This is a genomic window from Alcaligenes sp. 13f, from assembly GCF_020496585.1.
In the GTDB taxonomy this organism is placed as follows: Bacteria; Pseudomonadota; Gammaproteobacteria; order Burkholderiales; family Burkholderiaceae_B; genus Alcaligenes; species Alcaligenes phenolicus.
The window spans coordinates 1-21,818 of the sequence record NZ_JAHKKC010000039.1 but is presented as its reverse complement, the minus strand read 5'-3'; the positions used below and the strand labels follow the sequence as shown (position 1 = coordinate 21,818).

At 56.2% G+C, this 21,818-nt stretch carries 18 protein-coding genes; 12 read left to right on the top strand and 6 right to left on the bottom strand.

Annotated features, from left to right (window positions below):
• Positions 1 to 50: 50 nt before the first annotated feature.
• From gpM to KOE80_RS19425, 3 genes are read right to left on the bottom strand one after another with little or no spacing between them, the layout of a single operon-like run.
• On the bottom strand, positions 51 to 713 hold the full coding sequence (gpM, locus tag KOE80_RS19435; protein ID WP_226349788.1) for a phage terminase small subunit: 663 nt from the start codon (positions 711 to 713) through the stop codon (positions 51 to 53).
• Between the two features lie 11 nt (positions 714 to 724).
• Positions 725 to 1,738, bottom strand: coding sequence for a phage major capsid protein, P2 family (locus tag KOE80_RS19430; RefSeq protein WP_226349787.1), 1,014 nt, complete (start codon positions 1,736 to 1,738; stop codon positions 725 to 727).
• Between the two features lie 30 nt (positions 1,739 to 1,768).
• A complete protein-coding gene (locus tag KOE80_RS19425) occupies positions 1,769 to 2,653 on the bottom strand; it encodes a GPO family capsid scaffolding protein (RefSeq protein ID WP_226349786.1) in 885 nt (294 codons plus the stop codon).
• 72 nt (positions 2,654 to 2,725) lie between these two features.
• Between KOE80_RS19425 and KOE80_RS19420 the strand changes: the two genes are divergently transcribed.
• Together KOE80_RS19420 and KOE80_RS19415 are read left to right on the top strand one after the other, a co-directional pair.
• Positions 2,726 to 4,483: a terminase large subunit domain-containing protein gene (locus KOE80_RS19420; RefSeq protein ID WP_226349785.1), complete on the top strand. Its 1,758-nt coding sequence runs from the start codon at positions 2,726 to 2,728 to the stop codon at positions 4,481 to 4,483.
• Complete coding sequence (locus KOE80_RS19415) at positions 4,480 to 5,499, top strand: phage portal protein (protein ID WP_226349784.1); 1,020 nt, start codon at positions 4,480 to 4,482, stop codon at positions 5,497 to 5,499. The genes KOE80_RS19420 and KOE80_RS19415 overlap by 4 nt, the downstream gene beginning before the upstream one ends.
• On the opposite strand, the gene KOE80_RS19410 is transcribed toward KOE80_RS19415, so the two are convergent.
• Complete coding sequence (locus tag KOE80_RS19410) at positions 5,496 to 5,861, bottom strand: hypothetical protein (protein ID WP_226349783.1); 366 nt, start codon at positions 5,859 to 5,861, stop codon at positions 5,496 to 5,498. The genes KOE80_RS19415 and KOE80_RS19410 overlap by 4 nt on opposite strands.
• A 1,573-nt stretch (positions 5,862 to 7,434) precedes the next feature.
• Here KOE80_RS19410 and dctP point away from each other — a divergent pair.
• Genes dctP through KOE80_RS19380 form a run of 6 tightly spaced genes read left to right on the top strand, consistent with a single transcriptional unit; the run spans position 7,435 to position 13,440 of the window.
• Positions 7,435 to 8,493 carry a TRAP transporter substrate-binding protein DctP gene (gene dctP, locus KOE80_RS19405; RefSeq protein WP_226349782.1) on the top strand — a complete coding sequence of 353 codons (1,059 nt, stop codon included), beginning with the start codon at positions 7,435 to 7,437 and terminating at the stop codon, positions 8,491 to 8,493.
• Positions 8,494 to 8,519: 26 nt separating this feature from the next.
• Complete coding sequence (locus KOE80_RS19400) at positions 8,520 to 9,041, top strand: TRAP transporter small permease subunit (protein ID WP_009461299.1); 522 nt, start codon at positions 8,520 to 8,522, stop codon at positions 9,039 to 9,041.
• A complete protein-coding gene (locus KOE80_RS19395; protein ID WP_226349781.1) occupies positions 9,038 to 10,357 on the top strand; it encodes a TRAP transporter large permease in 1,320 nt (439 codons plus the stop codon). Before KOE80_RS19400 ends, KOE80_RS19395 begins: the two co-directional genes overlap by 4 nt.
• A gap of 24 nt (positions 10,358 to 10,381) precedes the next feature.
• Complete coding sequence (locus tag KOE80_RS19390; protein ID WP_035271006.1) at positions 10,382 to 11,032, top strand: GntR family transcriptional regulator; 651 nt, start codon at positions 10,382 to 10,384, stop codon at positions 11,030 to 11,032.
• A gap of 35 nt (positions 11,033 to 11,067) precedes the next feature.
• Positions 11,068 to 11,955, top strand: a complete 888-nt coding sequence (dapA, locus tag KOE80_RS19385; RefSeq protein WP_226349780.1) for a 4-hydroxy-tetrahydrodipicolinate synthase — start codon at positions 11,068 to 11,070, stop codon at positions 11,953 to 11,955.
• Positions 11,956 to 13,440 (top strand): aldehyde dehydrogenase, encoded by a 1,485-nt coding sequence (locus tag KOE80_RS19380; RefSeq protein ID WP_226349779.1) that lies wholly within the window; start codon positions 11,956 to 11,958, stop codon positions 13,438 to 13,440. It abuts the gene before it with no gap.
• A 220-nt stretch (positions 13,441 to 13,660) separates the two neighbouring features.
• On the opposite strand, the gene KOE80_RS19375 is transcribed toward KOE80_RS19380, so the two are convergent.
• Positions 13,661 to 14,662: a LysR substrate-binding domain-containing protein gene (locus KOE80_RS19375; protein WP_226349778.1), complete on the bottom strand. Its 1,002-nt coding sequence runs from the start codon at positions 14,660 to 14,662 to the stop codon at positions 13,661 to 13,663.
• A gap of 143 nt (positions 14,663 to 14,805) precedes the next feature.
• On the opposite strand from KOE80_RS19375, the gene KOE80_RS19370 reads away from it, so the two are divergent.
• A complete protein-coding gene (locus tag KOE80_RS19370; RefSeq protein ID WP_035271015.1) occupies positions 14,806 to 17,094 on the top strand; it encodes an NADP-dependent malic enzyme in 2,289 nt (762 codons plus the stop codon).
• 72 nt (positions 17,095 to 17,166) lie between these two features.
• Here the strand turns inward: KOE80_RS19370 and KOE80_RS19365 are convergent, their stop codons facing one another.
• Entirely contained in the window at positions 17,167 to 18,105 is a 939-nt protein-coding gene (locus KOE80_RS19365; RefSeq protein ID WP_022983479.1) for a tripartite tricarboxylate transporter substrate binding protein BugE, read from the bottom strand.
• Between the two features lie 208 nt (positions 18,106 to 18,313).
• Here KOE80_RS19365 and KOE80_RS19360 point away from each other — a divergent pair, with 208 nt between their 5' ends.
• Genes KOE80_RS19360 through KOE80_RS19350 form a run of 3 tightly spaced genes read left to right on the top strand, consistent with a single transcriptional unit; the run spans position 18,314 to position 21,051 of the window.
• A complete protein-coding gene (locus tag KOE80_RS19360) occupies positions 18,314 to 19,210 on the top strand; it encodes an AEC family transporter (protein ID WP_009461286.1) in 897 nt (298 codons plus the stop codon).
• 9 nt (positions 19,211 to 19,219) lie between these two features.
• Positions 19,220 to 19,720: a bifunctional alanine racemase/tRNA (adenosine(37)-N6)-threonylcarbamoyltransferase complex ATPase subunit type 1 TsaE gene (locus tag KOE80_RS19355; protein ID WP_009461285.1), complete on the top strand. Its 501-nt coding sequence runs from the start codon at positions 19,220 to 19,222 to the stop codon at positions 19,718 to 19,720.
• Positions 19,684 to 21,051 carry an N-acetylmuramoyl-L-alanine amidase gene (locus KOE80_RS19350; protein ID WP_009461284.1) on the top strand — a complete coding sequence of 456 codons (1,368 nt, stop codon included), beginning with the start codon at positions 19,684 to 19,686 and terminating at the stop codon, positions 21,049 to 21,051. The genes KOE80_RS19355 and KOE80_RS19350 overlap by 37 nt, the downstream gene beginning before the upstream one ends.
• Positions 21,052 to 21,818 lie beyond the last annotated feature (767 nt).

Genomic DNA, 21,818 nt, shown 5'->3' with positions numbered 1-21,818 from the left:
CCATCAGGCGCTGCTTCAGACCCGCGCCGCCCAGGCTCGGGGAGCACGGTTTATGCAGACGCTTTAGCCAGCGCCGCATCAATCTCGGTCAGCAGGCGCTTAACGCCTATCTTGTCGTTCAACTCCAGCGCTCGGGTGTAGTGCCGGTGTGCCTCGCGCAGGTCGCCACGGTCATACAACGCAGCGCCTAGCGCCTTATGCAGCTTGGCGCAGGCCTCGTCGTGCATGTCATGGCTGGTGGTCAGGCGCTCAATCTCCAACAGCACCTGCAGCGGGAATGGTTTGCCCGCCTTTTGCTGGGCCAGTGCCGTATCCGCCACTTCATCCACCAAAACGGTGGCGACATTGCGCTGATACTGGTCGGGCAGGACCAGGTCATGTTGGAGCACGTAGTGACCGATGCGAAGCGCTTCATCAAAGCTGCCCACATCCAGATGCCAAACCATCGCAGTCACCAGGACATCGTCCTGACCACCACGCCCGGCATCCAAAACACCATTGATCCAGTTTTCGTATTCGGGCAGGATCTCGCGCTTGACCTCGATCTTGCGCTCGATGCTCTGGATGTCCTTGAGCCGACGGCGGTCAGCATCCAACTTGGCCAGCATCAGTTCATAGGCCGTATTACCGGCCAGGCTCTCGCCTGGATCACTCTGTGCAGCCGCCATTGCGGCAGTCACAGTCTCAAAGCGCCGTTGTGCTGGGCTGCTCATATCAACCTCCGTTAAACCAGGGTGATGTTCTCGGCCAGGGCCGCGCAGCCGTAGTCTTCCAGCTCGTAGGCATCATTGGACGACTGGAACGTGTCGATCCGGTCGCGGGCGGGGTTGTCGATCACAGATCGGCGCTGTGCGCCTTCCTGGTAATACAGGGACAAGTTATCCAGGCGTGTGACCAGAATCGCATTCGGCGGGAAGTACGGCACACGAACGGCAGGCAGATTACCAATACGCTTCTGACTGATGATCAGATCGGCGGCCAGCTGCTCGGTCGGTGCTTGGCTACTATTCACCAAGGGGAAGTACTTGTCGGCCAGCAGTTTGCGGCCGCAGATGGCCACCAGCTTGGTGTCTTCCTGATACCAGGGGTCGACCATGTTATTGACCAGGTCAAACACGACCGCATCCAAGTTTTTGTATTCGGCTGAGCTACCGACCTTCAACTCTCCCGTGCCTGCGTCCGTTTCAAACAAACGGCGCTGAGGGGCTTTGGTACGCAGCTTTTGCAACCAACCAATGCCCACATCCTGCAGCAGCGGATTGGCAGCAGGATCAGACGTAGCTGCGCGGCTGATGCCGTTAAAGCCAATGGTGATTCGGCTAAGCGCAATGGCCTGCAAAATCATGTTCGTCAGGCGTACCTGGAAGTCAGGGAACTTGGCCCACTGGTCCAGCTGTGCATACGTCACATAGGTGTCGTAGTTGGTCTGTTCACAGCGGTATTTGTTGTTGTCCAGCTCGGCCACAGACTTGGGCTGACGTTCTTTGGTTTTCGTGTCAGTCGTGCTGGCAATGGGACCACCAATGCCCAGGCCGATTTTCTCGCCTTCCTGCTCGCGCACACCAAAGAGATTGATGCTTTTCAGGAACTCGCTGGATTCCTGAATTTTGTTTTCCATGGTCTGCTGTACGCTTGGATCAGCAGTGAACTTACTGACGACAGCAGCCAGTTGGACATGGTTCAAAGAGGCCAGGCGGTTCAGCCAAGCGTCAAAGGCAATGCGGGTTTCGTTACGCATGAATATTGCTCCGTGATTCGATGATGGGGATTAGCAATCGGTCTGCACCAGGCCGTTATCGCCAGTGGCAGGAGGGCGATGCTGTTTACCGGCATCGGTGCTTTCGATGAGCTGCTTAAAGCTGTTGAAGTCTTTGCGCAGCTCAGCCAGCTCTTCCCCCTGGTCCTTGAATGCAGTCTGAACGCTCGCCAGTTCCTGCTCTTGCTCGGCGCTGTGTTTGACCACATCCCCAACCAAATCGACCAATTCGGTCAGATCCTGATCCGTTGCCTTGTTTTGCTTCTTGAACATGGCCTTCAGGTTCTTCAAGCTCTCAGAAAGACGGGATGGCTGCTCGCCATGGTCTTCTTCAAAGTCCAGATCCAATGCCGTAGCCACGCTGAACAGGTTGCCCTTGTCCTGCTTGCGCCCCGCCAGCGGTGAGTTGTCGGCCTGCTGCTGGGAAAACTGCAGCATTTCTGTACCTAAAGAGGCTGGGCTGTCCGTGACGCCCAGGCCGGTCAAATAGGCCTTGCCCGACCCAGTGAAGTCAGGATTAATTTCGATGGAGCTGTAAACCTTCTGGCGCTTCTTGTTCAGCGCAACCAGCTCATCAGTAGGATCCAGCTGAGCGAACAGCTCCAGCTTGCCACCCTCGCCTTCTCGGGCTTCAAGCGCCAACACGTCGCCATAGGCGCGGAAGCTGCTGTCTGGGTGAATCCCACGCAAGTGCTCCAGCCAGATACGAGCGCCGAACTTCTTCGGATCGTAGCTGGCGGCCATTTGCTGGATCCATTCGCGGGTAATCGTGCGCCCGTCTGTAGCCGCACCTTCGGTGGCCACACGGAAAAACTTGGGTTTGAATTTCATGCCTTGCTCGCTGTGTTTGACGACGATAGGGACATGATTGCCTCGCCAGCCTGATGCCTCAAGCAAGCGGGTTTCGCCATGTTCGATGGCGAATATCAGACAGTGTTTAATTAGGAGGGGCCTGCCTATTCTGGCGGCATGCTCACCGTAGAACACGATCACGACAACCGCCGCCTGGCCAAGTTTCTGTACTGGCAAGGCTGGTCTTTAACAGCGATTGCCCAGCACCTGGGCGAGCGCCGGTCTACCGTGGGATCGTGGAAAAGCCGTGATGGCTGGGACTCAGCCTCCGCCCTGGAGCGTATTGAGGGTGCTACGGAATGCCGCATGGTGCAGCTCGTCCTGAACCCCAACAAGAGCGGATCCGATTACAAAGAGATTGACCTGCTTGGCCGCCAGATGGAACGCTACGCTCGGGTGCGTAAATACTTGGGCGCGGAGGGCAACGAGGTCGACCTAAACCCGAACCTGGCCGCCCAGAACAGCAAGCCGCGTAAAAAACCTCGCAAGAACCACCTGACAGACGAGCAAATCGCCAAACTGGTCGAGGCTTTTGAAGGGTCGATCTTTCAGTACCAGCGGGTATGGTGGGAATCCAAGAACCAGCGCACACGCATCATTCTGAAGTCGCGCCAGATCGGCGCTACATGGTTTTTTGCACGGGAAGCCCTGCTGGACGCCCTGCTGACAGGTCGCAACCAGATTTTTATCTCTGCATCCAAGGCCCAGGCTCACGTCTTCAAGCAATACATCCTGGCGTTTGTGCGGGAGGTACTGGACATCGAGCTGCGCGGTGATCCCATCGTGCTGTCCAATGGGGCCACGCTCTACTTCCTGGGTACAAACTTTCGCACCGCACAGAGCTACCACGGCAATCTGTACGTAGATGAGTTTTTCTGGATCCCGAACTTTGAGCAGCTGAACAAAGTCGCCTCCGGCATGGCCATTCACAAGAAATGGCGTAAAACCTATTTCTCAACACCATCGGCCATGAGCCATGAGGCCTACCCGTTCTGGTCCGGGGAAAAGCTGAGCAAGATCCAGGCCAAGTCCACCATCAAAATGGATGTCAGCCACAACGCGCTCAAAATGGGCCGTCTGTGTGCTGACCGGATCTGGCGTCAGATCGTCACGATCTACGACGCGGAAGAAGGCGGCTGCGACCTCTTCGACATCGAGGAGCTGCGCAACTTCGAATACACCGAGGAAGAGTTTCAGAACCTGCTGCTGTGCATCTTCCTGGACGACACCAAATCGGTATTCCCGCTCCAACTGTTGCAGCGCTGCATGGTGGATTCGTGGGAGGTCTGGACTGACCTTAAACCCCATGCTGCACGCCCCTTTGGCAATCGCGAGGTCTGGATCGGCTACGACCCAGCCGACACCGGGGACCACCAGGGCTGTGTCGTTCTGGCCCCGCCTGCGGTCCCTGGCGGCAAATTCCGACTGCTTGAACGGCTCCAGTTCAAAGGCTTGGACTACGAACAGCAAGCCGCCGAGATCCAGAAGCTCTGCGGCAAATACCACGTCACGCATATCGGCATCGACACCACCGGCATGGGCGGGGCCGTCTATCAGTTGGTCCGCAAGTTCTTCCCGGCTGCAGTAGCAATCAACTACTCGGTCGAAGTCAAAACAGAGATGGTGCTCAAAATGCAGAACGTCATGCGCAATGGCCGGTTTGAGTTTGACGCCGGTGCCGTTGACCTGGCCCAGTCGTTCCTGTCTATCCGCAAGCAGCTCACGCCAAGCGGTCGCCAAGCGACCTATGCCTCTGGACGAACACGCGCCGTAGGCCACGCCGATCTGGCCTGGGCCTGCATGAATGCCATCTATCACGAACCGCTACACGGCAGTACCGAGTCGTCTGCCAATATTTTGGAGTTTAGCGAATGAACGCAGTCACCGAAACGCCAGACCAGGTACAGGCTGAGCAACCAGGCATTGAAGCCTTTACGTTTGGTGAGCCTGAATCCGTCCTGGATAAAAGCCGCATCATGGAACACTTCCAGGTACTGGATGCTGGAAAGTGGTACGAACCGCCAGTGTCCTTGGATGGCCTGGCCCGCTCATTTCGTGCCAGCCCACACCACAGCTCCGCCATCTATGTGAAGCGCAACATCCTGGCCAGCGCCTTTATCCCGCATCCACTGCTCAGCCGCGAGGACTTCAGTGCCTATGTGCTGGACTACCTGACTCTCGCCAACAGCTATCTTGAAGTACGTCGCAATCGCCTGGGCGCACCAATCAAGCTCAAACCGGCACTGGGTAAATACGTCAGGCGGGCAAGCCAGGAAGAAGACCGCTACGTCTTTCTTCACTCCTGGGCCAAAGAGCACTGGTTCGAGCCGGGCCAGGTCTATCAACAGCGTGAGCCGGATCTGCATCAAGAGATCTATGGGGTGCCTGAATATCTGTCTGCTTTGTCGTCAGCCTGGCTGAATGAAGAGGCCACCTTGTTCCGCCGCCGCTATTACAAGAACGGCTCGCACGCGGGCTACATCATGTATGTGACCGATGCCATTCACAATGACACGGACATCAACGCGCTTCGTCAAGCCGTCAAAAGCAGCAAGGGCGTGGGTAATTTCCGCAACCTGTTCATGTACGCACCAGGCGGGAAAGAGAAAGGCCTGCAAGTCATTCCACTATCAGAAGTTGCGGCAAAGGACGAATTCTTCAACATCAAGAACGTGACACGCGACGACATCCTTGCAGCACACCGCGTGCCGCCGCAACTGATGGGGGTCATGCCTACCGTAACTGGTGGGTTTGGGTCAGTGGTGCCAGCGGCAGAGGTATTCGCCAAAAACGAACTGGAACCCCTACAAAATAGGCTCAGCTCAATTAATGAATGGATAGGAATAGAGGTGGTACGGTTCCACCCCTACCAACTGAAAGACACAGCCTAGATGTGTACCGAACAATACCCGCCCTGTCCTTCCCACCACTCTTTGGGTGTCTTTGTGTCACTAAGCCCTGGAACCGTATTCTGACACTGACTGCCTTTCTGGGTGGTACCAGCACACAGCACCTTGTATTCATTTTGTTGCCAGCCCACATATACATCCTTGGGCACCCCGTAGTGCTTTGCCAAAAAGCCTACGGGGTCACTTGCGTACTCAGCGACCTCAACAGCTTTAAGGACGATTGTTCGCTGTCCACCAGGTGCATCGTGCCATACATAAAAACCCACCTGTTTCTGGGCTAGTTCCTCAATAAACCCCAACATTTCTCGCGCCATCAAATTTTCCTCATATCCCATGCGGTCCATGGTCAGTATGCCTCACTCACGGGCCTACCTTCAAACAGCGAAAAATCATCTCATTCTCATAACTATCTACAACCACCCCACCTACTCCCCACTTGCCAGGGGTGAAATTCGGTGCGTCAGTGACGGGCATAACGAAATACAAACAGCACAGCGACTCTGGCCTCTCAATCGCCGTCCCCTCCGCGCCTGCGACGCTCACCGAATAAGCACCTTTTAACGCAACCCTTCAAGCCCTGGGAGGCCCGCCATTGGCGCGGCTCAGAAGGAATAAGGGGTACACAACCCTAACGCACTTTGACGCAGCCTGAAGGGTGTAAACAGCCCATCGCCACTCAAGCACCCAAACCATAAATCCAGGTAGGCCGTGGGAAAAGTGTAATCTCCGTAATCTCACCAAAAATCATATCTCAACCCACTGATATTCAAAGGAAAATCAGGTTACGGTCAAACCGTAATTTACCGTAATCCAAACTGTAATTTATTCATAAGCCTTTGATAAATAAAGAATTACCAAAATAGATAAATTACATTTTTATAGTGTAATTAATTACGGTCTGATTACATAAAAATTACACTCTGACAGTTAGCTGAATCCGGCATGAATAAAGGCTTTCAAGCCATATTCAGAAAAAGATTACAGAGATTACACTTTTCCCACGGCCTACCTGAATTTTTCGGCCTGAGTATTTCTTGCCCCTAAAACTCCCTCACTCTGTGCCTGGCCATGTACTCACAGGCTCTCTCTGACGGAGTAAAAGCGTCGGCCACAATGATGCCCATTCCTGGCCACCGGCTAACAAGACCAGCAAATCATCCGGTGTAGGTTCGCTACGCAATGTCATCTCGGGAGCATGGCCACCGGCGTGTGAAATAGATAGCTCCAGGCTCACACCAGCCCATTCAATAGGCGAAAAAAAACCACCATTCGGTGGTCAACTGCTACAAAACTGCTACAGCACTTTCTTAGTTCGTTGTTTTATAAGGATAAAGTGGTGTAGAAAACTCCATTAACTATGGGCCCGGTGGCTTGTCTGCGCAGTGGGCCCAGGCGGGCCAGACACTACATGCACCGCAGGAATCCAGGCTTTACAACACGCAAGAGTAGATTCGACGCCCTCTCTTGTTCGTAAAAAACCAGCTATTTTCCTGCCTGCTGCTACCGAAAGTGCTACAGCAAAAGAACGGTCCAAAGACCCTGTCCTGCCGCCGTGCGCTTCTAAAAAAGCAGTCGCAAAGTGTACCAGCTAGACCGCGGGGACGAAAGGATTGAAACAGCTCAACAAGGCTGCCCCGCAGTGCTTCAAACAAGCATGAAAAAATCCGCATCACGAATGATTTCACCGCTGAAAATCCGCGTCAGAACCAGGTCTGGAACGCCCTTACCCTGTCCTTCCACCATCCAAAACGAACACCGAAACCCAATCAGCAAGCCACCTCCGGCTCTTTCTAGGACAAACCCCAATCTAAATATGTTGTTAATATATTTAGAAAATATTAAGATCCATCCCATGCTTTGACGCTGGCCGCCAGCCTGCGACGGAGCTGGACTATAAAAAAACCACCGGAGACAAACATGAAATCCAAACTTGTTGCATCCACCCTGGCCGGCCTGTTTCTGCTGAGCAGCGTGGCCTCGGCGCAAGCGGCCGAAATCAGTTGGCGCGTACCAACTTCCGTACCCGAAGGCTCCCCGTTTTATCAGAATTTTCTGGAGCGTTTTGCAAAGAACGTGAAGCTCATGACGGGGGATCGTGTCGAGATTCAGCCCTTTGGAGCAGGTGTTATTGTTCCCGCCCTTAAAGTTTTTGAAGCGGTAGAGACCGGCGTGGTAGAGGCGGGGCACTCCACCTCCAGCTACCTGGTCAACCAGGACCCGGCCAATGCCATTTTTGCTGGCTACCCCGGTGGCATGGGACCTGATGCTTATCGCGTCTGGCTGTATGAAGGCGGCGGCAAGGAAAAACTGCAGGAGCTGCGTTCCAAAAACGGTCTCAAAACCATGATTGTCGGTTTGGGTTCAACGGAAGTGCTGGCCCACTCCAACACCCCCATCCGAACTGCAGAGGACTTGAAAGGCCTGAAATATCGCACTTCCGGTGCCTGGGCGGACGTAATGAAAGACTATTTCGGTGCCGTTCCCACCGTGGTGCCACCCGGCGACACGTACACCCTGTTGCAGCGCAAAGGGGTCGATGCGGTGGAATGGGCTACCCCCTCCTCCAATACCCCCGAAGGTTTTCATCAGGCCGCCAAATACATTGTGGTCCCTGGTGTGCATCAGCCCACCTTTATGTGGGAAGTCGTCCTGAAGCAGGAAACCTGGGATAAAGTGCCGGCCGATTTGCAGCAACTGATCGAGGCCGCTGCCGAACTGACCACCCACCAATCCCTGGACTACTTCTACAACGCCGACATCAAAGCCATGGAGAAGTACCACCAGGGTCGCAATGAAGTCATCACTCTGGACCCGGCCTTCATCAAGCAATTGGCGGATGCCGGCAATGACTGGGTACACAAGAAAGCCGAAGCGCAAGCGCAATCGGGCAACGACTACATGAAGAATTTGCTGACTGATTACGACGGATTCCTGAACCGTTGGCGCAGTGAAAGCAATTACCTGATCCGAGACTAAGTCCCACTTTCTGAAGGAGAGCTGCCATGCTGCAGCCTATTTCAAAACTGATCGACTTTATCGCTCTTGCAAGCGCTCGGCTGGCGGAAATGGCGGCGGCAATCCTGGTCACCGCCATGGTATGGGAAGTCTTTGCCCGTTATGTTCTGCATGCCCCCACCGTCTGGGCCTTTGATGTGGCGTACATGATGAATGGGGCTATTTTTCTGCTGGGCATGGCCTGGGTGATGCGTCAGAACGAACACATCAGCATTGATGTGGTTCGCAAGCACTTGCCCAAGTCCCTGGCCCGTATGTCTGATGTGCTCCTGTACCTGCTGGTGCTGTTTCCGCTGTTTGCCATCTTGAGCAAAGTCGGGATACAGAAAGCCTGGATGGCCTGGAAGCTGAACGAAGTCGAAATGGTCAGCCCCTGGGCCCCGGTGATGTGGCCCTTCTACGCCTGCATTGCCATTGGCCTGATCGCCTTTACCTTGCAATTGCTGGCCCATGGCTTGCGCTGTGCGGTCAAAGAACAGAACACTGCTGACGTCGAGGTGAGCCCATGAATTTATGGATCGCCGGACTGATGTTCCCTGCTCTGTTCCTGCTGATTTTTCAGGGCATGCCCGTGGCTTTTGCGCTGATCCTGCCCGCTTTTCTGGCCGGTTGGTACGCCTTTGGCCCCATGGTCTTTGACCAGATGTATGGTGCTTTGTATGGAGCGGCCACCAACCATATCCTGTCAGCGATTCCCATGTTTGTGCTGATGGGAGCCCTGCTGGAGCGCTCGGGCATTGCCGCACGCCTGTTTCGCACCATGCAGTTATGGCTGGGCGGCCTGCCAGGCGGGCTGGCCATTGCCACCATCGCCATGGCGGCGACCTTTGCCGCTGCAGCAGGCGTGGTTGGCGCGGTAGAAATTATGGTGGGGCTGATGGCCATCCCGGCCATGAAGCGCTTTCGCTACAACAACTCGCTGATCGCGGGCACGATCTGCGCCGGGGGCTCCCTGGGCACCATGATTCCTCCCTCGGTGGTCGCAGTCGTCTATGCCTCCCTGGCACAGGTTCCGGTTGGCGAGCTGTTTGCTGCCATGCTCTTTCCGGGCCTGTTGATGACCACGCTCTTTGTGGCCTACATCCTGATCGCCACCACGCTCAAGCCGGAGCTGGGCCCACGGGCAGATGACGAGGATATGCGCCGACCTTTAGGGGAAAAAATCAGTATCACAATGCGTGGTCTGGTTCCCATGATGCTGCTGATCATCGCTGTTCTGGGCTCCCTGATGAAAGGGATCGCATCACCCACCGAGGCCGCCGCCTTGGGCGCTGCCGCCGCCGCTGTTCTTTGTATCTTCTACCGTCAGTTCAACTGGGAAGTTTTCAGTGGAGCCTTGCGGATTACGGTACGCATTACGGCAATGATCATGCTGATCGTGGCGGGAGGCACCATGTTTACCGGCGCCTTCGCGGCCAATGGAGGTGCCAAGCTGGTACAGATGCTGACCAGCGACTTGGGACTGGGCAGTACAGGTACGATCATCCTGTTCCTGGGCATCGTCTTTCTGCTGGGCTTTGTACTGGACTGGACAGCGAACGTGCTGATTTGCGTTCCGCTTTTCCTGCCCTTTATTGTGGCAAGCGGGCTGGACCCCTTATGGTTTGGCGTGATGGTGATCGTTGTCATTCAGACCAGCTATCTGACACCGCCTCTGGCCTCTTCCATTTTCTACCTGCTGTCCATTGCCCCGAAAGACATGACCTACGGACAAGTTTGTCGAGGTGTAGTGCCGTTTATTCTTGCTCAATTGCTGACCTTGCTGATCGTCGCCCTGTTTCCGGCGATTGCCACCTGGCTACCCCAGCAAGTATCCGGCTTTTAACGCAATTTTTATATTGGAGTCTCCGTGAGTAGCGCCCCCACCCCCTCTTCTCGTGCCGCTGAAATCGCCTATCAAGCGATTGAGCAGTTAATTGCCACTCTCAAACTGGAGCCTGGTCAGGCCATTGTAGAAAGTGATTTGGTGGAAATGACAGGTTTGGGACGCACCCCCTTGCGTGAAGCCCTGATGCGCATGGTGGCCTTGGGATTGATCGAGCAACAGCCCCGCCGCGGTCTGCGTGTCAGTGAAATCCGTGTGGCTGAACATCTGACTCTGATTGAAACGCGCCGTGTCCTGGAGCGCCTGATTGTGCAGGGTGCCGCCCGCTGGGCGACTCCAGCCCAGCGCAGCGCCTTGCTCGGTCACGCCCAGGCCATGGTGGATGCTGCCGACGCCAAGGATATCGACGCCTACATGCTGGCCGACCAGCATCTGGACGAAGTCATCCACCAGGCCTGTCGCAACACCTTTGCTGTGCAAGCGGTCACTCCCATGATCGTTCAGTGCCGACGGTTCTGGTACGCCTATCAATATGAAGGGGACCTGGAGGCCGGAGCCCAAGCTCATTTGACCCTGGCCGAAGGCATCCAGGATGGAAACCCTGAACAGGCCTTGCAGGGCTCCGAGACGCTGATGGCCTACCTCAGCGCCTTCACCCGCAAAGTCATTGAATAAACCGATAGATCAACTATTAATAATCTGGAGACATCATGAATCTGAACGGAATCCTCGTTCCCATCGTTACCCCCTTTGACGCCAACAACCAGTTAAACGAAGCTGCGCTGGAACGTCTGGTTGAGTGTTTTATTGAAGCCGGAGTAGGCGGCATCGTGGCTTGTGGAACCACGGGCGAATACTACGCGCTCAGTGCACAGGAGCGTCGCCGCGTACTGGAGATTGTTGCCAGAACTGGCCGTGGCCGCACAACACTGATTGCCGGCGTGAACTCCATGTCGCCTGCCGAAGCCATCAGCCGAATCCGTGAAGCGGAAGAGCTAGGGTATGAGGCACTGATGCTCTCTCCCACCCCTTACAGCCTGCCCGGCCAGAATGAAGTGGTGGCGTATTTCAAGGAGGTCGCCGCGGCCACTGAACTGCCCATCGTCATGTACAACTTCCCGGCACGCATTGGCATCCAGATCGAGCTTGAATCCGTTTACGAACTGGCCAAGGTCAAGAACATTGTGGGCATCAAGGAGAGCAGCGGCAACTTCAGCCGGGTGGTTGCCATGGTCAATGCCAATCTGCCCGATTTTCAGGTTGTTTGTGGTTGCGATGACCAGGCGGCCGATTTCCTGTTCTGGGGCGTGCGCAGCTGGATCAGTGGCGGAGCCAATGTGTTTCCGGCCGAGCAGGTCCAAATGCTGAAAGCCGCCGAGCAAGAAGACTGGGACACGGTACGTCGCATGATGGCTGCCATGTTGCCCGCCATTGCCGCCATGGAGTCTGGCAACTACAACCAGAAAGCCAAACTGGGCTGCGTGCGTCACGGCATCGATGTCGGTTCGGTACGCTTGCCTCTGCTGCCAGTCGACGCGCAGGAACGAGATGACTTCCTGGCCCAGATCAACGCTTATCAAGTAGAACACGAGGCTTGAATGCCCACGCAACAAGAGACTGTCTTTGAGTTGGCCCGCGCCGGAAAGCTGCACGCTTCCCATTTGATTCCTGGCTATCAAACCACGGCTTCGGCCCTGCTCGATAACGTCAGCCCTATCGACCTGGCCGTAATTGGCAAAATCGCTGCCGGCCAAGCCTCGGATGTAGAAGCGGCGGTGGCTGCCGCACGCACAAGTTTTGAGTCGGGTGAGTGGTCTGAACTGTCTCCGGCAGACCGTAAAAAGATCATGCTCAAATGGGTAGCCTTGCTGGAGCAAAACGCCGAGGAACTGGCCGCACTCGATTGCGTGGATGCCGGCAAGCCCATCACCGAATGTCTGAACACCGACATGCCCGCCACCATCGATACCTTCAGCTGGTATGCAGAGACGGCCGATAAATGCTTTGGTCGAATTTCCCCAACCGGCTCCGACGCACTGGGTTTGATCACCAAGGAGCCCATTGGTGTGGTGGCGGCCGTCCTGCCCTGGAATTTCCCGGCTCAAATGTACGCCTGGAAAGTTGCCCCTGCGCTGGTGTGCGGCAATTCAGTCATTGTGAAACCGTCCGAGCTGACTAGCCTGAGCGCCTACCGCATGACACAGCTGGCACATCAGGCAGGCGTTCCCGCAGGAGCCCTGATCTTGATCACAGGCACAGGCGAGGAAGTCGGAGAGCCTTTGGGACGCCACGGGGACGTGGACATTGTGTCGTTTACCGGCTCCACCGAAGTGGGTCGCCTGTTTCTGAAGTATTCCGCGGAAAGCAATCTGAAGGAGGTCGTGCTGGAATGCGGCGGGAAAAGCCCCCAGGTCGTTTTTGAGGATGCCCTGCTGGACGAAGCAGTTCCGTCCATCCTGGCGGCCGCATTCTGGAACATGAGCGAAAACTGCAGCTGCGGCTCCCGCCTGATCGTACACAGCAGCCTGAAAGATACGCTACTGCAAAAACTCAAACAGGGGCTAAGCTCCTGGAAAGTAGGTCTGCCTACGGACCCGGATGTGTCTATCGGGCCGATGGTAGAACAAGCGCACTTTGAAAAAGTGGCCAGCTTTCTGCAGAACCCCGGCAAAAACGCCAAGTTGGTTCATGGGGGGCGCATTCACAGTGACCTGGGCAGTGGTTGGTATATCGAGCCCACCATCTTCGATCACATCACCCCGGAAGACCGCCTGTTCCAGGAGGAAGTGTTCGGCCCCGTTCTGGCCATCACGACCTTCGAGACAGAAGAGCAAGCCATCGCCTTGGCAAACGATACCCAATATGGCCTGGCCGCCTCCCTCTACACGCTTGATATACGGCGGGCGCAGCGTGTCTCGCGCAAAATCAAGGCAGGCACCGTTTCGGTAAATGGCTTTTCCGAAGGTGATATCACCGCGCCCTTTGGCGGCTTCAAACTGTCCGGTTTTGGCGGCAAGGACAAGGGAATGGAAGCCCTGGATCAGTACCAGCAAACCAAGGCCATCTGGTATGTGAACCAGTAAGCCACTGCTTGCATAGCCCCGGCATCAATCAACCGGGCGATGCACACCGCCCCCCCCTTCCAGACTCCTGGGCATACAAGCGGGGGGTGGTTCTTACCACTGAGCTGCTCCGGTTTTTTGAGCAGGTATGACATCCTGCTTCCAGCTCTTGCCCGGCCCGCTCAGCATAGGGCGCTCACGGTGTAACACTAGCAATCAGCCCGCAGCAGACAGAACGACATTAGTAGAAAAAAGCCCCCCGCTCCAAAGGCACCGTCTTATCAGTACACACCCGTTTCAGCTCCTGCGCGAACAGCTTGTCTACCGGACGCTGCTGGCCGGCCACCCGCGTAAAGAGCGCAATAGGCGACAAGCCCCACTCAAAGGAGTACGGCACAATCGCCACGCCGGACACGCGCACCAGTTCTTCAGCAATTTCGGTCGGGACCACAGACACGGCACGGGAGTGATTCACGATCAGTTCACCGATCAGCTTGGGTGAAGAGGTTTCCACACTAGGCACCGGCTCCAACAAGCCTGCCCGCAAAAACAGATTCGCCACCTGCCGCCGCATCGGGGTATTGCGCGGTCCCAGAATCCAGTCCAGATCCTGCAATTGCGCCCAATCCAACTTGCGTCGGCCCAATCGCCCCGCCAGTTCCCGGCTGGCAATCAGGCGTGGTTGCTGCGCGTACAAGGCTTCATGGCGCAGCCCTTTCATATTCAAGTCCGGAGAACTGCGCGCCACCACTGCATCCAAAGCGTGATCACGCAGTTGTTCCAGCAGCGTTTCCGTTAGCCCTTCGGTGATGCTGACGGACACGACCTGCCCTTGAGGGCGAGTTACCCGCAAGGCCGTGGAAACCAGCTTGCCGGACACCAGGGGAATCACCCCCAGCCGCAAATGTGCTTGCCGCCCCATGCTGTGCGCCTGCAAGTCCAGACTCAACAACTCCATGTCCTGCACCATGGCCCGAGCACGTGAAATCACGATCTGCCCTTGCGCTGTTGCCTCCATACCACGCGATGAACGCAGGAATAGCGGTGTGCCAAAGACTTGCTCCACCTCGGCCAAGGCTTGAGTGACCGCAGGCTGAGTCATCGCCATTAAATCCGCCACTTTGGTCAGCGAGCCCAAGCGGTCGATTTCGATCAGCAGAGCCAGGTGACGCAACCTGAGTCGTTGTACCAGGCGATGGGCGATATCGTTTGTTTCCAAGCCTTTACCCCTATCTATAAGCATTTACTAATAGGGCAATAATAAGCCCTAATACTGCGGACTGTTTAATTATCTACACTTGTTGAAAGCCGGCGCTGGCGCACTATTCGCCACGCCTTCCCTGGATTTCACCAAACACCTGTTTGGCGCCTGAGCAAGAGGACACGATGAGTTCACCTGTAGATCGACAAGCCGCCCTGGATTACCACGAGTTCCCCATTCCCGGCAAAGTCACCATTGCCGCGACCAAACCCCTGGTCAGCCAACGTGACCTGGGCCTGGCCTATTCCCCTGGTGTTGCTGCCGCCTGCGAAGAAATCGTGGTCGACCCGAAAAACGCCTTCCGCTACACCGGCCGGGGCAATCTGGTGGGCGTGATCTCCAACGGTACCGCTGTGCTGGGTCTGGGCAATATTGGTGCCCTGGCTTCCAAGCCCGTGATGGAAGGCAAGGCCGTTCTGTTCAAGAAATTTGCTGGCCTGGACGTGTTTGACATCGAGATCAACGAAACCGATCCCGACAAGCTGGTGGATATCATCGCCGGTCTGGAGCCCACCTTCGGTGGCATCAACCTGGAAGACATCAAGGCACCCGAGTGTTTTGAAGTTGAGCGCAAGCTGCGCGAACGCATGAACATCCCCGTCTTTCACGACGACCAGCACGGTACCGCCATTTGCGTGACGGCGGCTTTCCTGAACGGCCTGAAAGTGGTCGGCAAAGATATCAAGAAGATCAAGGTTGTGACCTCCGGTGCCGGTGCGGCCGCACTGGCTTGCCTGGACTTGATGGTGGACATGGGCCTGCCCGAAGAAAATGTCTGGGTCACCGACATTGACGGCGTGGTTTACAAAGGCCGCCCTGGTCACCAGGTTCCTGAACTGGCCCGTTTCGCCAAAGAAACCGAAGCACGCAAGCTGGCTGATGTCATCGAAAATGCTGACGTGTTCGTAGGCCTGTCCGCCGGTGGCGTACTGAAAGCTGAAATGCTGCAGAAAATGGCAGACCGTCCCTTCGTGATGGCGCTGGCCAACCCCACCCCCGAAATTTTGCCTGAAGTGGCCAAAGCCGCTCGCGATGACGTGATCATGGCAACCGGCCGTTCGGACTTCCCGAACCAGGTCAATAACGTGCTGTGCTTCCCCTACATCTTCCGCGGTGCGCTGGATGTGGGCGCCACCACGATTACCCGTGGCATGGAAAAAGCTGCTGCCCGCGCGATTGCGGCTCTGGCTGAAGAAGAGCAAGACGAAGCCGTGGCCGCTGCCTACGGTGGTTACGGCCTGAGCTTTGGCCCCGACTACCTGATCCCCAAGCCATTCGACCCACGTCTGATCGTGCGCATCGCCCCCGCTGTGGCCCAGGCCGCCATGGAAGAAGGCGTGGCAACCCGCCCTATCGCTGACCTGGAAGGCTACATCGCCAAGCTGCAACAGTTTGTCTACCACTCCGGCGCATTCATGAAGCCCGTGTTTGCCGTAGCCAAGCAATTGGTGCGCGAAGGCGGCAAGGCTCGTATCGTCTTTACCGAAGGTGAAGAAGAACGTGTGCTGCGTGCCGTGCAAGTGATTGTGGACGAGAAGCTGGCCCACCCGATTCTGGTTGGCCGCCCTGCCGTGCTGCTGTCCCGCATCAAGAAATTTGGTCTGCGCCTGCGCTTGGGCGTGGATGTGGAAGTGACCAACCCCGAGTCTGACGACCGTTTCCACCAGTACTGGACCACGTACTGGGAAAAAATGTGCCGTCGCGGTATCAGCAAGGAAATGGCTCGCGTGGAAATGCGTCGCCGCCTGACCCTGATTGGCTCGACCATGGTGCACCTGGGTGATGCCGACGGCATGATCTGCGGCACGATCGGTTCCTACCACAACCACCTGCGCTACATCGACGAGATGATCGGTCGCAAACCCGACTCCAGCGTGTACGCCGCCATGAACATCCTGCTGCTGGGCGAGCGCACCGTTGCCCTGACTGACACGCACGTCAACGACGACCCGAACGCACAGGAAATTGCGGAATACACGATTGAAGCCGCCCGCATGTTGAGCACGCTGAGCCTGGAACCCAAGGTCGCCCTGCTGTCGCGCTCCAACTTCGGTTCGGACTCGGCTGCTTCCGGTCCCAAGATGCGCGAGGCCCTGAAGCTGATTCAGGAACAGGCTCCCGAACTGCAAGTGGACGGCGAAATGCACGCCGACTGCGCGCTGGACGAAGCCCTGCGCAGCCGCACCTTGCCTAACTCTTCGCTGAAAGGCTCGGCCAACCTGCTGGTCTGCCCGAACGTGGACGCTGGCAATATCAGCTACAACCTGCTGAAAACCGCTGCTGGCAGCAACGTGGCCATCGGTCCTTTCCTGATGGGCGCCAATGCTCCTGTACACATCCTGACTTACAGCTCCACCGTACGCCGCATCATTAATATGACGGCCTTGACCGTGCTGCAAGCCAATCGCGGCTAGGCCTTGGGGCTGAAATAAAAAACCGGCCTGCACAGGCCGGTTTTTTTATGGCTGACATTTAAAGTTCAAGGCTTATTCCAGCTTGATATTGCCTTTCTTGACCACGTCGTGGGCCCAGTCGTACTGCTCCTTGATTTCCTTGGCGAACTCTTCAGGCGAGTTACCCGACGGTGTTGCTCCCTGCTTTTCCAAAGCCGAAATAATTTCGGGCTTCTTCAAGGCTTCAGCGGCAGCGGCATGCAGCTTGGCAACGATCTCAGGCGGCGTACCCTTGGGAGCCAGCAGACCATACCAGGCCGGGCTGTTCAACTGCGGGTAGCCTTCTTCGGCCAAGGTCGGCACATCTTTCAGAGCAGGCAGACGCTCGGGCCAGGCAATCGCCAGTGCGCGCAAGTTGCCAGCCTGAATCTGGGCCATGGACGACGGCAAGTTATCAAACATGGCATTGATCTGGCCACCGACCGCATCCGTCACAGCCGGACCGGCACCACGGTAAGGCACGTGCACGATGTCGGTGCCGGTTTCCAGCTTGAAGGCTTCGCCAAACAAGTGCAGCACCGAGCAAGTGCCCGAGCTGCCGTAAGAATACTTACCTGGATTGTCTTTCAGTTGCTGCACGAACTCCTTGAAGTTCTGTGCCGGGAATTTGGGGTTGACCTCGATCACGTTGGGCAGGTTGGCAAAGTTGCTGACCGGCACAAAGTCTTTCAAGGGGTCGTAAGGCAAATCATTGGGGCGGCAAGCGGGATTCACTGCCAGAGTCGAAATGGTGGCAATTGACAAGGTATAGCCGTCAGGTTTGGCGCGAGCCGCTTCTGCCGCTCCAATAGCGCCACCGGCACCACCCTTGTTTTCTACCACCATGGACTGGCCCAGCACTTCGCTCATGCCCTTGGTCACAATGCGCGCCACAATATCGGTGGAGCCGCCTGGCGCAAAAGGAACAATGACGCGAATCGCTTGATTAGGATAATCCGCTTGAGCATGAGCGACATTAGCCGTGCCGATCATGGACAAACTTGCACAAAGGGATAGCAGCGCAAATTTCTTGGGAAACTTCTCTATCATGGGAACATCTCCTCTTTAGTCTTTTTGTAGATCCATCCCCTGGGTAAGGGGAACTAACCAATAATAGCGCAGCTAATCCCCATCAATTGTTAATTCTGAAAGCAGATACCTACAGGGGATATACCTATATCTGCTTCTATTTACCCTCATCATGGCCACAATATTCCCGCTGATTCTGCCCGATTTCCTGTTAATTGCACTGGGGGCTTTACTGCTGCATCGCTTTCATTTCAGCCGGGATTTTTTCCAGGGTGCGGAGAAGCTAGTCTATTACGTCCTGTTTCCAGCCCTGCTGTTTGATTCCATTACCCGCATTCCGCTCAATCTGGGCGATACCTGGCCTTTATTGGTCGCTGCGGCTGTTTTAATTGCCGTAGGCACGGTTCTGGCCTGGCTGGCCCTGCCCATTCTGAAACCCGAACATTTGCAGCACGCGGCCCTGACTCAGTGCGCCTTTCGCTTCAATACCTATTTGGGGATGTCTCTGGCCAGTGCGATTGCCGGGCCATCGGGTGTCGCTGTCATGGCTTTGCTGGTGGGCTTTTCTGTTCCCATGGCCAATATGGTGGCAGTGACCGTGCTGGCGCGGGGGCAGCAAGGCCGTATCGCCATCGAGCTGCTTAAAAATCCCCTGATTCTGTCTACTGTTGCTGCACTGGCCTGGAATCTGGCTGGTTTGTCCGTACCAGGCCCGGTTCAATTGGCCTTTAGCCGCTTGGGGGCTTGTGCCTTGGGGATTGGTTTGTTGTGTGTAGGCGCCACCTTGTCCCTGCAAGGCTCGCGGCGTGCCGGGGCCTTGATCGGCTGGATTACGGCCATCAAGCTGCTGGCTTTGCCCTTGGCGGCCCTGGCAATTGCCTGGGTGTTGGATATGAGCACATTGGAGCGCCAGATGTTACTGGTATTTGCTGCCCTGCCTACGGCCTCTTCTGCCCACGTACTGGCTGCCCGCATGGGAGCCGATAGCCGTCTGGTCGCGCTGACCATGTCGATCGGCACTATACTAGCGGGCTTGACCATTCCATTGTGGTTATCCCTCGCTACCTGATCCAAGCCTATGAATCCGCAAGCTTTAACCCTGTCCTTGCCTGACGAGGACGCCACCACCGCCTTGGCCGAGCGCCTTGCCCCGCTGCTAAGCGGTCAGGTTCCCGGTGTGCCTGTGGGTGGCCGAATTCATCTTCATGGTGACCTGGGCGCCGGTAAAACCCACTTTGTTCGGGCCCTGTTACGGGCTTGTGGCGTTACCGGTCGTATCAAAAGTCCTAGCTACGCTTTGCTTGAAAGTTATAAAGTTTCTAGCTTATACTTCTATCATCTTGATTTTTATAGATTTAGCGATCCACGAGAATGGGTCGACGCAGGTTTTCGCGATATTTTGCAAGACAATGCTGTTGTGCTGATCGAATGGCCCGAAAAAGCAGGGGATTTATTGCCCGAGCCCGATCTGGATTTACACCTGGATTATTGCGGTGACGGTCGTTTGGCCACCCTGGATGCACGCAGCGCCAAAGGAACGCTATGGATTACGACACTCGCCCCCAGCCTGCAGAAGTAGCCCCAGCCGGCAAGGCCCGTCGCCGATTCGTCGCCACGGCCACCACCCTGTTCCTGCTTCCCGTCATACCGCGGCTGGCGAACGCCAGCACCATCGTGGCCGTCCGTACCTGGCCGGCAGACGAATACACCCGCGTCACCCTGGAAATGGATAGCGAGCTCAAGGCCGAGCACTTTACACTGGAAAACCCCCATCGCATGGTGGTGGACATCCAGGGCCTGACCATGAACCGCACCATCGAGGAGCTGGTTTCCAAGGTCCGCCCCAATGACCCCTACATTCGCTCCGTGCGCGTGGGCCAGAACCGCCCCGACGTCGTGCGTCTGGTGCTGGATCTGAAACAGGCCGTCGCTCCCCAGATTTTTACGCTCAAGCCCGTTGGCGAATACAAGTACCGTCTGGTGCTGGACTTGTACCCGCGTGTGGCGCAAGACCCGCTGCTGGCCTTGCAAATTCAGGACGATAACGACCCCCTGGCTTCCGTCCTGGAAAGCCTGGCTCAAAACTCGCCTGATGCTCCTGTGCCCACGGTACAAGGGCAAACCTTGCCGCCCGTCGCTCGTACGCCGCCTCCTGTCACGACTCCACCGCGCTCCCCTTCGCCTGCAGCCACGCCGGGTACTCCCAATCGTCCTTTGCTGATTGCGCTGGACCCCGGCCACGGTGGAGAGGACCCCGGTGCCATCGGCCCCGGTGGTACCCGTGAAAAAGATGTGGTGCTGAATATCGCCCGCCGCTTGAAGCGTCTGATTGATGCGCAGCCCAATATGCGTACTTATTTGACGCGCGACTCGGACTTCTTCGTGCCGCTGCAAGTGCGTGTACAGAAAGCGCGTCGGGTGAAAGCGGACCTGTTCATCAGTATTCATGCTGATGCCTGGATCAAGCCCAGTGCGCGTGGCTCGTCCATCTACGCCCTGTCCCAGAACGGTGCAACCAGCTCGGCGGCCCGTTGGCTGGCCAAGAAAGAGAACGATGCTGACTTGATCGGTGGTCTGAACCTGGGTTCCCACAACCGTCAGGTCGCACAGATTCTGCTGGACCTGTCCACAGCCGCACAGATTAACGATTCGGTGAAAGTGGGCTCGCGCCTGCTGGGCGAGATCGGCAAGATCAACCGCCTGCACAAGCGCAATGTTGAACGCGCTGGTTTTGCTGTGCTGAAAGCACCCGATATTCCATCGATTCTGATCGAAACGGCATTTATCAGTAATCCGGAAGAAGAGCGTCTACTGCGTAGTTCTTCGCATCAGGACAAGATTGCCCAAGCCATTCTGACCGGCATCCGGGGATATTTTGCCGAGTTTCCGGCACTGGCCAGCCGTAGCTAACTATCTGCTTGGTTCGATGAAAAAAGCGCAGCAAAAATGCTGCGCTTTTTTGTTTCCGTAGAGTCTGAGGCTGTTCGAAAAAGAGAACATCTTTGGGCAAGGACCTGTTTGAACCTGAATCGGCATGGCCTTTTCTTGAGGGGGAGCCGCTAGTCTGCAGGCGAGTCAGGGTTCTGGCCGCAGGCTCTTGAGCTATCCAGGATACAAGCCCCGTGCTGTTTGAGCGCGACGCTTATAGCTCGTCCGGGGGACGAGCTATCGCGCGAGTTCACGGGGCGCCTGGATAGCTCAAGAGACAAGGGTACCCGTGCGCAGCACGGGCCAGGGCCCCGCCTGCAGACTAGCGGCTCCCCCTCAAGAAAACTGAGGCATTCTTTGCTAAAGGCTGAAACAGAGGCGGCTTTTTCAAAAATACGGAGAGTGCCAATAGTTACCTTGAACACTTGAACACTTGAACACTTGAACACTTGAACACTTGAACACTTGAACACTTGAACACTTGAACACTTGAACCCAGATTTTGCGACGGCTTTTCCCCCCTCGCCAACAACAGCGATATCTGACAGGTTCCCGAAATAAAAAAGGACGCCTACTGGCGTCCTCAGACTGCTGATAAACCCCTGGTTTTGCGCCCTGGGGTTTATTTTTTTGTTCTCCCGCCCAGGCGATGAGGTGTCGCTCACGATTCTACGGTTTTCGGTCGATCAGGCCTCAGATCACACCATCAGGCCGTTTGCGGGCCGGGGGCAAGCTCGCAGGCGCGTGAA